9 protein-coding genes are annotated in these 12206 nt (G+C 68.5%); 6 read left to right on the forward strand and 3 right to left on the reverse strand.

Translation table 11 applies throughout. The annotated features are described in order from the left end of the window. Positions 1-142 precede the first annotated feature (142 nt). Complete coding sequence (locus ACTWPP_RS01940) at positions 143-958, forward strand: SAM-dependent methyltransferase (RefSeq protein ID WP_443102279.1); 816 nt, start codon at positions 143-145, stop codon at positions 956-958. Positions 959-1115: 157 nt separating this feature from the next. Here ACTWPP_RS01940 and ACTWPP_RS01945 read toward each other — a convergent pair whose 3' ends face one another. Continuing rightward, positions 1116-2246: an AfsR/SARP family transcriptional regulator gene (locus ACTWPP_RS01945; RefSeq protein ID WP_443102280.1), complete on the reverse strand. Its 1131-nt coding sequence runs from the start codon at positions 2244-2246 to the stop codon at positions 1116-1118. 260 nt (positions 2247-2506) lie between these two features. On the opposite strand from ACTWPP_RS01945, the gene ACTWPP_RS01950 reads away from it, so the two are divergent. Then, a complete protein-coding gene (locus ACTWPP_RS01950) occupies positions 2507-2719 on the forward strand; it encodes a helix-turn-helix domain-containing protein (protein WP_443102281.1) in 213 nt (70 codons plus the stop codon). 12 nt (positions 2720-2731) lie between these two features. On the opposite strand, the gene ACTWPP_RS01955 is transcribed toward ACTWPP_RS01950, so the two are convergent. Then, positions 2732-5842: an AfsR/SARP family transcriptional regulator gene (locus tag ACTWPP_RS01955; protein ID WP_443102282.1), complete on the reverse strand. Its 3111-nt coding sequence runs from the start codon at positions 5840-5842 to the stop codon at positions 2732-2734. 617 nt (positions 5843-6459) lie between these two features. Here ACTWPP_RS01955 and ACTWPP_RS01960 point away from each other — a divergent pair. Continuing rightward, the gene (locus ACTWPP_RS01960; protein ID WP_443102283.1) at positions 6460-8139 is read left to right on the forward strand and encodes a BTAD domain-containing putative transcriptional regulator; all 1680 of its coding nucleotides are present in this window, start codon (positions 6460-6462) and stop codon (positions 8137-8139) included. Positions 8140-8412: 273 nt separating this feature from the next. Here the strand turns inward: ACTWPP_RS01960 and ACTWPP_RS01965 are convergent, their stop codons facing one another. Next, entirely contained in the window at positions 8413-9063 is a 651-nt protein-coding gene (locus tag ACTWPP_RS01965; protein ID WP_443102284.1) for a TetR family transcriptional regulator, read from the reverse strand. Between the two features lie 120 nt (positions 9064-9183). Between ACTWPP_RS01965 and ACTWPP_RS01970 the strand changes: the two genes are divergently transcribed. The 3 genes from ACTWPP_RS01970 (at position 9184) to ACTWPP_RS01980 (ending at position 11717) form a co-directional block, all read left to right on the forward strand. Beyond that, positions 9184-10395, forward strand: a complete 1212-nt coding sequence (locus ACTWPP_RS01970; RefSeq protein ID WP_443102285.1) for an MFS transporter — start codon at positions 9184-9186, stop codon at positions 10393-10395. A gap of 82 nt (positions 10396-10477) precedes the next feature. Next, positions 10478-11278: an NAD(P)H-binding protein gene (locus ACTWPP_RS01975; protein ID WP_443102286.1), complete on the forward strand. Its 801-nt coding sequence runs from the start codon at positions 10478-10480 to the stop codon at positions 11276-11278. A 166-nt stretch (positions 11279-11444) separates the two neighbouring features. Further along, complete coding sequence (locus ACTWPP_RS01980) at positions 11445-11717, forward strand: hypothetical protein (RefSeq protein ID WP_443102287.1); 273 nt, start codon at positions 11445-11447, stop codon at positions 11715-11717. The last annotated feature ends 489 nt before the right edge of the window (positions 11718-12206 follow it).

Raw genomic sequence — 12206 nt, forward strand, 5'->3', positions numbered from 1 at the left:
CGCTGGCCCTCGTCTCCGGACGGGCAGCGATTGCGGGATGTTACGAATCGGGTGTGGTGCAGATAATCGGGATATGGAAAGGTTGGCCGTTCCAGGTTTGTGAGGACCAAGAGGACCTGGCCGACGATGAGAAGGGGGCTCTATGGCGGACAGCAGCGAGTCTCCGCATGGGATCGACACCAGCGTGGCCCACACGGCCCGGGTATGGGATTTCTGGTTGGGTGGCAAGGACCACTATGAATCCGACCGTGAGGTCGGCACCCAGGTTCTGGAGTTCCTGCCGAACATGGTGGAGACGGCCCGGGCCGACCGCGCCTACCTGGGCCGCGCGGTCCGCTTCCTGGCCGCTGAGGCGGGCATGCGCCAGTTCCTGGACATCGGCACCGGTCTGCCGACGGCCGACAACACTCACCAGGTCGCGCAGGCGGTCGCACCCGAGTCCCGGATCGTGTACGTCGACAATGATCCACTGGTGCTGGTGCACGCCCGCGCCCTGCTGACCAGCACACCCGAGGGCGCCACCGCCTACATCGAGGCCGACCTGCGCGACCCGGGCCCGATCTTGAAGAGCGCAGCCCGTACCCTGGACTTCTCCCAGCCGATCGCTGTGATGCTGCTGGGGGTGCTGAACTTCATCCCCGACTACGACGAAGCCCGCGAGATTGTGCGGACCTTGATGGACGCGGCGCCTTCGGGCAGCTATCTGGCGGTCGCGCACGCCAGCAACCAGGCCAACCCAGCGCGAGCGGCCGCCGCAGAGGAGTTTTGGAACAACAACGCCACTCCGCCGATCACCTTCCGCGACGGGGCGGAGATCGAAGGCTTCTTTGAAGGTTTGGAGCTGCTTGAGCCTGGGGTGGTGTCCTGCTCACGATGGCGGCCGAACGTGGGCACTCCGGACGTCATCCCCGAGGTTGATCAGTTCGGCGCGATAGGGCGCAAGCACCGATCTCACTGATCCAACCGCGCGCGGAACGCCTTTGCTGCGGCGGGCCGGGAGACTCGGTGGAGATAACGGACCACCCCGCGTGCGCGGGGCCGGCTCCTGCTGCCGATGCAGCTTCAGATCGCCGCCGGCTGCTCCCCGGTGGCCACCGGGATGGCGCTGCTGCCGATCACCGCGGTAGTGCTCGTCCGGTCGCCGCGGAGGGGACGCTCGTCACACGTGGCCTGGGGCGTGACGCTCCGTCCGGCCCACCGAACCGTCCCACCGCCGGCACTGCACCCTCGCCACCCCAACGCTCCGCCAGGGCGGTCTTGCCGACCCCGGCCATCCCGTCGATCGAGCCGATCACCACTGTCGCGGCGGTACGGGCGCGGGTCAGTTCGGCCAGCTCGCCAACGCGGCCGGTGAACACGGGAGAGGCCGCAGGGAGCTGACGAGGCGTCGGGCTCGATGCCGTTCCGATCGAGCCTCGCCTTGCCGTTGGCGTACCTGGACCCGGACCGGAGCCCGGTAGGGCCCAATGGGGCGGAGCAGGCCGGGTCAGGGCGGAGTCCTTGCGCAGGACGGCGAGGTGGAGCCGCCGGAGCCGGTCGCCGGGGTCGATGCCGAGTTCTTCGCCGAGCCGCCGCTCGACCCGTCGGTAGACGGCCAGCGCATCGGCGGTCCGCCCACTGCGATGCAGGGCGAGGACGAGTTGGGCTACCAGATGCTCGCGAAACGGATGACTGTCGACAAGCTCTGTCAGTTCGGCGACGATCTCGGCCTCGTGCCCGCTTCCCAGAGAGGCGTCGTACATCTCCTCCAGCGCGGTCAGTCGAAGCTCGGCGAGGCGGGCGTTCGTGGCGGCGATGACGTCCGTAGGCGGCACGTCGGCGAAAGGGGCGCCGCGCCAGAATCGCTGCGCACGGCGCAGCAGTTCGAGACGATCCTGGCCCCGGTAGGCTCGCTGCGCGCTTCTGGCGTCGGCGACACATTTTTCGAACAGGTGCAGATCGAGCTCATCCTCGTGCACCGTCAGGCTGTAACCCGGCTTGCGGGTGACAATTCGGTCGGCCGCCGCCGACCCGGCTTCACTGGTCCGCAGCTTCCGCCGGATTCGCGAAACATGGCCGCGCACCAGTGCCCGTGCCTGCGACGGCGGACTCTGCGGCCAGAGCTCGTCGGCGAGCCGGTCCACGCCGACCAGGTCGTTGGCGTGCACCAGCAGGATGGCCAGCACGGTCCGGTCTTGGGGCGATCCCAGGGGCAGCGACGCGCCGTGATGGTCGACGGCAAGCGGTCCGAGCACCCTGAATTCCACGCTCACCTCCGGCAAGGGCGGTCTGAGTCATTCTGCCGAGGACGAGGCGACCTCGCAGCTCGATCGGGGGGAGCGCGCCCACGTTCCGTCCACGTTTCGACCAACGAGCCCTGGCAGCCTCTGGGTCGCTGCAAGGAAGCCCCGGGCCGACAGGGACCCGAGCCCGTGCCCACCCTCCCTCACAGAACTGCTGAATTCAGCTCTATTGGAGCCTCGTGGTGTGAGGATCGCATTCCCCTTCACCTCGCTACAGGAGGTACGTGGCCGAAACAATGCCGAAGGGCACCCACGTTGTCGGCACCGAACGCATACGGCTCGCCTTCAGAATTGCACCGCGCTATGCGGCCGGCGAGACCATCCGGGACTTGGCCGCCGAGACCGGCCGGTCGTACGGCTTCATCCACAACGTGCTGAAGGAGGCGGGGGTCCCGCTGCGCAGACCGGGCGGCAGCACCCGGCGCATGAGGGACTGACAGGAGACGCCCTCAGCACTCGGCGGGAGGCGCGAGGCGGGAGGTGAGATCGGACAGTTGGGCGTTGATCTCGGTTACGGACATTTCCTCGTGGACGGCGAGGCCCAGGTTGGTGAGGATGGCCAGGGCATCGCGGAAATGACGGTGGGCCTCGTCTGGGAGGCCAAGCGCCCGTGCGGCTTGCGCAAGTCCGTGGTGGCTGCGTGCAGCTTCGGGAGAGTTGCCCTGCTGAACCAGGTCGAGGGCTTGGCGGTGGAGGGCGAGCGCCTCTTTGGGTTTTCCGGTCGCCCGGAAGGTGTGGCCCAGTCCGTTGAGGGCGTCGACCGTGTATCCGTCGCTTCCCACGTCGCGGGCGATGGCGAGGACCTGTTCGTAGTGCGCCGCCGCCTGCTCGTGCCGGTGCTGCATCCGGTCGATGTCCCCGAGACCGATGAGCGCCTCCATCTCACCGAACCGGTCGCCGATGTCGCGGGCGATGGTGAGGGCCTGGCTGAACTGCTCGAAGGCCTGTTCATCGAGCCCGCCTAGGCGGTGCATGTCGGCAAGGCCGCTGAGTGCCTCCATCTCGCCGATGCGGTCGCCGGTGTCGCGGGCGATGGTGAGGGCTCGGCTGAACTGCTCGGTCGCTTGGTCGTGACGTCCCAGCTTGTGGCCGATGGCCGCGAGACCGATGAGCGTGTGCAGTTCGCCGATGGGGTCGCCGATGTCTCGGGCGATCGCGTGAGCTTGTCCGTACCGGTCGTGGGCTTCTGTGTGCCGGCCCTGGCGGTACAGGACATGTCCCAGCCCGCGCAGGGCGTGATGCTCGCCGATGCGGTCGCCGATGTGGTGTGCGATATCGATCGCCTGGATGAAGTGCTCGGCGGCTGTGTCCGTGCGGCCGGTCAGTTTGTGAACGTCGGCGATGCCGACCAGGGCACGTTGCAGGCCGACGCTGTCGGCGGTCTGCTGGGCGGCGTGCAGGGCGTGGGTGTGCAGGACCTCGGCGTACCTCAGATATCCCCGTACTCTCAGGTGGGGGTAGAGCATTCCGGAAAGGTGGATGGCGTGGTCCGGCCACCCGTGAGCGGACGCGTGTCCCGCGGCCGCGATCAGATTGGGGAGTTCCATGTCGAGCCAGGCGGCGGCGTCGGTGTGGGTCGCCAGGCCCGCCGGATGGTCGTCCGACGGGGTGACGAAGGGACGGTGCGGCGCCTCCTGCGGATAGAGCAGGTCGATCGCGACCGTCGTGGTGAAGGCGTAGTGGTCCAGGAGGCGCGCCAGGGCGGCGCGGCGTTCCTCCTCCGGCTCCTGCTCACGGCAGGTGCGCACGACGTGCGCGCGGACGAGGTCGTGGAGTCGGTAGAAGTCCGGCGCCGGCTCGGAGATCAGGTGGACGTGGAGCAGGGACTCCAGGCGTGTCCTGGCCTGGGCGGGGGTGGTGTCGATGAGCGCCGCCGCTGCGGAGGCGTTGATCTCGGAGCCGAACTGGAGGCCGAGCAGCCGGTAGGCGCGCTGCTGGTGGACGGTGAGGTGGTCGTACGACAGGTCGAGCGCGGTGGCGACGCTGCGCTGCCCGGCCCGCAGTTCCGCCAGCCGGAACTGGTGATCGCGGAGCCGGTTGAGCAGGTCTGCGAGCGACCAGTTCGGGTGGGCGCGGAGGCGTGCGGCGGCGATGCGGATGGCCAGGGGTAGCCGCCCGCACAGCTCGACGATCTCCGTCACGAGAGTGGACGGTGCCGCGGCCGGGCGGTGCCGCTCGGCGATGCGGGTGAAGAGGGCGACCGCGTCGGCCGGTGGTAGTACGTCGAGCGACACCGGGGCGGCTTCGTACAGGTCGGCGAGTTGGTGGCGGCTTGTGATCAGGACCAGGCAGCCGGGTGTCCCCGGCATGAGCGGCTGTACCTGGTCGTAGCCTGCCGCGTTGTCGAGCACGATCAGGACGCGTCGCCCGGCCAGGGTCGTGCGGAGCAGCGCGGACCGGTCCTCGGGATGGTTCGGGATGGCGTCGTCTGGGACCCCGAGCCCGCGTAGCAGCCGGTCGAGCGCGTCGGCCGGATCGACTGGAGGCACACTGTCGGTGAATCCGTGCAGGTCGAGGAAGAGCTGGCCGTCCGGGTAACGGTGCGCGAGCCGGTGCGCGGTGTGGATCGCCAGGGCGGTCTTCCCCACTCCGGCCATCCCGTCGATGACCTTGATCGTAAGGGTGGCCGCGTCGTCGTCTGCGTCCGGCTCGGCCAGCTCGGCCAGCTCGCGAGCACGGCCGGTGAACAGAGGAGACTCGGGCGGCAGCTGCTGCGGGACCACTGGAAGCGGCGCCCCGGCCGACGTGGACGAGACGTTGGGAGTGTCAGGCGCCTGGTCCGGCGACGCAGGGGGCGGGCGCACGTCAGGATCGTTGCGCAGGATGGCGAGCTGCCGCCGCTGGAGTTCCGCGCCCGGGTCGATGCCGAGTTCGTCGATGAGCTGCCGCTTGACCCGCTGGTAGACGTCCAGCGCCTCCGCGGTGCGTCCGCGGCGGTGCAGGGCGAGCATCTGCTGCGCCACGAGGCGCTCGCGGAGCGGGTATTCGGCGGCGAGTTCGGTCAGCTCGGCGACGATCTCGGCATCCTGCCCCGCGTCCAGCATGACGTCGAAGAGCTGTTCCAAGGTGGCCAGGCGTACCTCGGTGAGCTTGGCGGCCGTGGCGTGAATGGTCGAGGTGGGCGGGACGTCTGCGAACGGCGCTCCCCGCCACAGACCGCGCAGCCGGCGTAGCAGCTCCCGGCAGCGCTCGGCGTCCCCCGTCCGCGAGAGCCGGCGGGCGTCGGCCACCGCCTTCTCGAATCGGTGCAGGTCCAACTCACCGTCCTCGACGCGGAGGAGGTAGCCGGGTTTGCGCGTGATCAGCCGACGAGCTGCCACGTTCCCGGCCGGGCCGTCCCGGAAGCCCCGGCGAATCCGCGAGACATAGCCTCGGGCGAGCGCCCGCGCCTGCGCGGGCGGACCCTCCGGCCACAGCTCGTCGATCAGCAGGTCGAGGCCGACTGTTTCGTTGACGCGGGCAAGCAGGATCGCCAGGACGGTACGGTCCCGTGGCGTGCCGCCGACTAGCGACCTGCCCCGATAGGTGACGTCGAGTGACCCGAGAACCCAGAACTCCACGATCGCTCGCTCCGACTGACGGTGGGTGCGGCCCAGGGGGCCTCAACCCACGACCTGCAAGCTCATCTTAATTAGTGGGCCTTTGACGCGGCACCGTGTGCCATGGTTCACGCAATTCGCCATCGTGCGGACGCGGCCTTCAGATGGTCGCACCGAGCACGAAAACCGCCGGCGAGATACGGGATGGCCTGCTCCTCGCCCCAGCCGGCACTGAATGACCGGCCCCGCCGGTTGGCAACGCCAGCAGCGCCTGGCGACGGTTATCAGCGCCCGGGACGCAGGCTCAGGCATGGTGATCGGTTACGGATCGTCTCTGCACGCCGGCGCGCTCGACCGTCACCGCCTCACATACTGCGGTGTCACTTCTGGGGTGTCGTGTAGCCAAGATGCGTTCCGCTGTCGGCCGCCTCGGACGGAACGCTCTCCCATCTCAGTCGGGAGCAGCCATCCACGTTCCGTCCATGTCTTTTCCAACGGCCCCTGGCAGCCTGGGCTCTCAACGAGAACGTCCTCCAGAGGGCAGGATCCGAGTGGGGCGCCACCACGGTGATCACGGTGATCGGTAGAGCCTTGACGGATCTCGAAGGGGGCGACCGGAGAAGGGAGACAACGACTGTATGCCTGATGGATTGAGTCGGGTCGGTCGTTGGGTCGACCGCGAAGCGGACGTTGAGTTCGCGTTACTGGGGCCGTTCGAGATGCGGGTGGGCGGGCGGAACGTGCCTGTGGGAGGGCCCAAACAGCGCGCTCTTCTCGCTGCGCTCTCGCTCCAGGCGGGCCGGCCGATGCCGGTAGAGGAACTGGTCGACGTGATCTGGGGTCATGAGCAGCCCGCCAACCCGCGTCGTGCGGTCCAGTTGTACGTCAGCCGGCTGCGGGAGACGCTCAATTCCCTCATCTCCGACGACATCATTACTACCTGTGGTGACGGCTACTGCCTCCGCGTCGCGCCGGGGCAGACGGACCTGATGCGCTTCCGGAACTGGCTGAGCGTGGCTGCGCGAGCGGCCGACGAGGGCGATCTGGACGCAGAAGCGGAGGCGCTCGCCACCGCGCTGGCGCAATGGCGCCGAGATCCGCTGGCCGGTGTGCCCTCTGACAAGCTGCAGCGCGAGATCGTGCCTCAACTGCGCGAGGAGCACCTGTGGACGCTGGAACGACGTTTCGATGTAGAGCTGCGCCGCAGGAAACATGGTGAGATCGTCGGCGAGTTGATCGCCCTGACGGCACAGCATCCGCTACGGGAGAAGCTGTGGGCACAACTGGTCACGGCTTTGCACGCCAGTGGCAGGCGCGGCGACGCTCTGGACGCCTACCACACGGTGCGGCGGAATCTAACCGACGAGCTCGGATTGGATCCAGGGGAGGAGCTCCAGGCTCTGCAGGCCCTCGTCCTCACCGGTCGCCCTGGTGCCACTCTCGGCACCTCTCCGGGGTTTCTGCCGGTGCCGAGGCAACTTCCGCCTGGCGCGTTCGCCTTCGTCGGTCGTAGCAAGGAGCTGTCATTCCTCGACACCCTCCTTGAGGATCAGCACCACGCCTCCGCGATGCGGATCAGCGTGATCTCCGGTACCGCAGGCATCGGCAAGACCGCCCTTGCCGGCCACTGGGCCCGTCGTGTCGCAGACCAGTTCCCGGACGGCCAGCTATGGATGGACCTTCACGGCCATGGACCGGGGAAGAGCCTTTCCTCTGGGCGGGCTCTGAAAAGATTTCTGCGGGCGCTCGGCACCCCCGTCGAGGAGATTCCCATGGAGGTGGACGAACAAGTCGACCTGTATCGCTCGCTGATGGACGGCCGACGCATATTGGTGGTCCTGGACAACGCAGAAAGCGCCGCGCAGGCACGACCTCTGCTTCCCGGCGCGACGGGCAGCCTCGTTCTCGTCACCAGCCGGACACATCTTTCCGGCTTGGTCGCCGCCGAGGGCGCGCGTCCGCTTGTGTTGGATCCGCTCAGCCCCGGTGAGGCGCGCTCCCTGCTGGCCGCGCGGCTCGGCGCTGACCGGGCCGCGACCGAGTCCGCTGCGGTGGAGGAGATCATCGACCTGTGTGCCAGGCTGCCGCTGGCGCTCACGGTCGCAGCCGCTCACGCCGCCTCCCTCGGAGCGGCCGGCCTGGACAGCACCGCGACGGCGCTGCGCGCCACACGCGGGCCCCTCAAGGACTTCGCAGTTTCGGACCTGACCTCCTGGCTGCCGACTGTCCCGGTCGGTAGTGACGTTTCCGGACCACATTCCCCCTATCTGGAGGCTGCGCAGTTGTCATCCGCTTCGCATTCGCCGCGCAGTACGTGACGACATCGGTCGGAGTGGGCGCGGAGGCGTAGCGCTCCCGCGAAGATCGGCTGATCCTCGCGACCGAGGGCGTCGACCAGGTCCATCAAAGAAGGACGCAGGGACCACCGTCGTAGGAGGTGGGCTTGGGGGATCTGTGGTGCTCGGATCTTCATCGCGGATCGTTGTTCCCGGCGACGCACGCGGAGCTCAGACGTCATGATCGAGCGGGCTCCGTCAGCCGGACTCATGGACATGGCAGCCGGATGGCGGCCGTACAGCGTCTTAGGTGGCTCAGGTTCGGGCCGTCGGCGAGGTGGTGGAGCCGGCCAAACTGGTGGCGCCGGGGACGGCGTCGAAGGCCGCCCGGATCCGGTCGGCGAGCACCTTCCTGCCCCCGCGTTTGCGGTCGGAGATCCAGTCCTTGGCGCCACAGCGGTAGGCGCCCAGGGCGATCTCGACGGCCAGTCTCAGTCGCAGGTCCCTTGCGTCGATGCCCAGCCGGGGTGCGAGCGTCGCGATCAAACGGTCCTGTGTCTCGGCCGCGAGCATCATGCTCGCGGCCCTCAGCTCCGGTGTGCGGCCCATGAGGGCTCGGGTGCGGAAGAGCCGCTCGGGCCAGTCGCCGGGCAGGTTTCCCGTGGCTTCCACGAGCGCGTCGCGCAAGGTCGCCAGGGTCTCACCGTCCAATGCGCGCCGGTCGACGGCGTCGAGGTAGGCGTCCCACAGTTCGGCCTCGGCGGCCAGTGCCACCGCTTCCTTGGAACCGAAGTACCGGAAGAACGTCCGTTTGGACACCTGCACGGACTCGACCAGCTCGTCGAGCGTGGTGGCGTCGTAGCCGTGTTCGTTGAACAGCCGCAGGGCGGACTCGGCGAGATCTTGGCGAGTGCGCTGCTTCTTGCGCTCCCGGAGCGACTGCGGAGCGGCGGTCTGACCTGGCATGGCGCCACTCTAACGCGAAATCAACCCAGACGCAATAGCCCTTTGAAGGCTATCGCCCCTTGACGCCATATGCCACTGAGTGCCACTCTGAGGAAAGTCGTTCATCATCGGAGGAGCCTCATGACCACGACACTCGAACGCCCACCGACGAAACGCCCGCCGACGAGACCGCCGAACCCTGGACCGGCCGTTCAGGCCACACTCATCGCCTCCGCCCTACTGCCCATGCTCGGCGGCGCCACCATCGCCCCCGCCCTCCCCGAGGTCCGGGACGCGTTCGCGGGCACGCCGAACGCGTCGATGCTCACCGGGATGGTCCTGTCCACGCACGCACTGGCACTCATGCTGCTGGCCCCGCTCGCCGGATGGGTCAGCGACAGCGCCGGCCGCAAACCCGCGCTGCTGGCGGGACTGGCCGGGTTCGCCCTCGCCGGCACCAGCGGGGCCTGGCTGCCGAACCTGCCTTCCATCCTGGTCGGCCGGTTCTTGCTCGGCGCCGCCATCGCCCTGCTGATGACCAGCATGACCGGCCTGGTCGGGGACCTGTTCGACGAGGACGCCCGACGCAAGCTGCTCAGCCGCCAGCAGGCCGCGGGCACCGGCGGCGGCCTGCTGTTCATGCTCGGCGCGGGCGCACTGGCCACGGCCGGATGGCGGGAGGCGTTCCTGATGTATCTCGTCGGAGCCGTGGTCCTGCTGCCGGCCCTGCTCTTCGTGCCGCGGTCGCGGCCCGCCGCCACCGCGGCGGACAAGGGACCGACGAGCACGGACCGGCTCGGCCTGTGGATGGTCGCGCCGGTCGCCGCGATGTTCCTGGTTCAGGCGATCTTCTACGTCGTCCCCACCCAGGTACCGGGGCTGTTCGCCCGGGAGTTCGGCGCCGGCCCGTTCCAGATCTCGATCGCCCTGTCGTTCATGACGCTGACCATGCTCCCCGCGTCGCTGCTCTACCCGCGACTCAGCAGGCGCGCAAGCGGCCCCGCCCTCATCGCGGCCGCCTTCACCGCCCCCGTCGCCGGATTCCTCGTCCTGGCCGGGGCGGACACCGGCCGGACGGTCGTGGCCGGGCTGATGATCATCGCCGTCGGGCTGGCACTCGCCGTGCCGAACCTGAACAACTGGATCATCTCCGGCACCCGCGCCGAGGTCCGCGGCCGGGCCGTCGGCATGCTCACCACCGCCCTGTTCGCCGGCCAGTTCTTCTCTCCCGTACTCACCCAGCCGGTCATCGACGCCGTGGGGCTGCGGCCGGCCTTCCTCGGCCTCGCCGGGGTCTCGGCACTGACCGCGCTCGGCTACACGACCCTGGCCCTGCGCAGGAAGCAGCCCTGAACCACTCGCTTCGGCATGCCCCGCTGGGCAAGCCGACTCCCCCTCAAATCGCCAATCAGCCCGAAAGAACGGAAGTCCTCTCATGACCATCTTGATCACCGGCGCCAACGGCAACGTGTCCGGCGCCCTGCTGCACTCCCTGGATTCTGATGACGTCCGCGCCCTCGTGCGGGACCCCGCCAAAGCCCCCGAGGGCGTGCCGGCCGTGGTCGGCGACCTGGATGTCCCCGCTTCCCTGACATCCGCCTTCGAGGGTGTGGACGTGCTCTGGCTGCTCACCCCGATGGGCCCGCAAGCGCCCCACCAGAGCCTGAACGCCGTGTGGGCCGCCCAGCGGGCCGGGACACGGCACATCGTCCGGCTGTCGGCCATCGGCGCCGCCTATGACGCACCAACCCGCAACGGGCGCCTCCACGCCCTGTCCGACGCCGAACTCGCCGATTCCGGCCTCAACTGGACGATCATCAAACCCGGATCCTTCATGCAGAACCTGATCGGCTCCGTCGTCGACGGCACCTTGTACGGTGCGGCCGGCGAAGGCCGCATCGGAATGATCGACGTGCGCGACATCGCCGACTTCGCCGCCCACGTCCTGTCCGACCCCGCTCCCCACGCAGGCCGGACCTACACCCTGACCGGACCGGCCAGCATCTCTCTCCGCGATGCAGCCGCAGATCTGGGTGCGAACTATCACTCGCTCACACCTGCGCAGGCATACGAAGCGATGCGGCAGGCCGGCCTTGACGAAACGCTCGCAGCAATGGGCGCCGAATACGCCGCAGCCTTCGCAGACGGATGGGGCGACTCCATCACCACCGACTTCACCGACATCATGGGCCGCCGACCCCGCACCTTCGCAGAATTCGCCCGGGACATGCGGTAACGGGAGAAAGCCCAGCCAACGCCGCCCTTCCAGCGTCCTATGCGTCACCTCTCTTCCCTTACGAGAACATTTCGAACGACGAAAGGGCGGTGCGGCGCGGCCCGCTCCGCCCCTCGCCCGTACCGCGGCTCGCTCGACGCCCGTACCGCGGGCACGCTCACAGTTCGTGGACACCGGCGACGTCGTCGCGGACCCGGCCGACCAGGTCGCCCGGGTGGCCGAGTTGCTCAGCTCCCGGGAGTACGCGCTGTACCGAGCCCTCATCGCCGCGGCGCAGTCCGACCCGGCGATCTCCCAGACCTTGGTCACCCGCCGACCCCGCCTCATGTCGTGCGGCACCCGGGTGCATACCATCCCGGTCGCCTTGGCCACATCGATCGCGGCGACCCGCGCCACCACCGCGGGTTGCCCCCGGCAGATCACAGGCGGCACCACCTGACCCGCACACCACGATCGCCCTCCAAAGCCATGGACTGAACCGCGCATTGAACGCCGTCTAAAGAGATTGAAGCCATTATGAAGCCGGCCGGTGCCATGCTATGACCACATCGGCGCTCCAGCCGGGATAATCTGACGCGTTCGCGAGGACAGTCATCATCTCGCCAACAGAACAACGGGTACGGAATCACGCGGTCGACAGGGCTTCCAGAAGCAGCCGCCCAGGAACGGAGGCATCATGCTGGCTGGTGACGGCGCACGCCGCGCCTGGACCAGGCCAGGGGATGGCCATACTGCACCTGTCTTATCCGCACAGCCCTCTATGAGGGTGAGGTTCGGCGTGGGGGACCGGCCCGAGCCCCTCGCCGACCCTCACCGGAGGTAGATCAAATGGGAATTGCCCCACCGTATGGCCGTGTGCCTCCACGCGGATCTATTCGTCCGATCCGTGGTACTGCCAGAGGCAGCGCTCCGGTCCCGATTTCCATAT

Source organism: Actinomadura sp. 3N407, assembly GCF_052245875.1.
Taxonomy (GTDB): domain Bacteria; phylum Actinomycetota; class Actinomycetes; order Streptosporangiales; family Streptosporangiaceae; genus Spirillospora.

What these genes read in the sequence shown, in the direction of transcription:
- ACTWPP_RS01975 (WP_443102286.1), top strand. Translation starts at nt 10,478, where the DNA reads ATGACCATCTTGATCACCGGCGCCAACGGCAACGTGTCCGGCGCCCTG.
- ACTWPP_RS01960 (WP_443102283.1), top strand. Translation starts at nt 6,460, where the DNA reads ATGCCTGATGGATTGAGTCGGGTCGGTCGTTGGGTCGACCGCGAAGCG.
- ACTWPP_RS01970 (WP_443102285.1), top strand. Translation starts at nt 9,184, where the DNA reads ATGACCACGACACTCGAACGCCCACCGACGAAACGCCCGCCGACGAGA.
- ACTWPP_RS01965 (WP_443102284.1), bottom strand. Translation starts at nt 9,063, where the DNA reads ATGCCAGGTCAGACCGCCGCTCCGCAGTCGCTCCGGGAGCGCAAGAAG.
- ACTWPP_RS01940 (WP_443102279.1), top strand. Translation starts at nt 143, where the DNA reads ATGGCGGACAGCAGCGAGTCTCCGCATGGGATCGACACCAGCGTGGCC.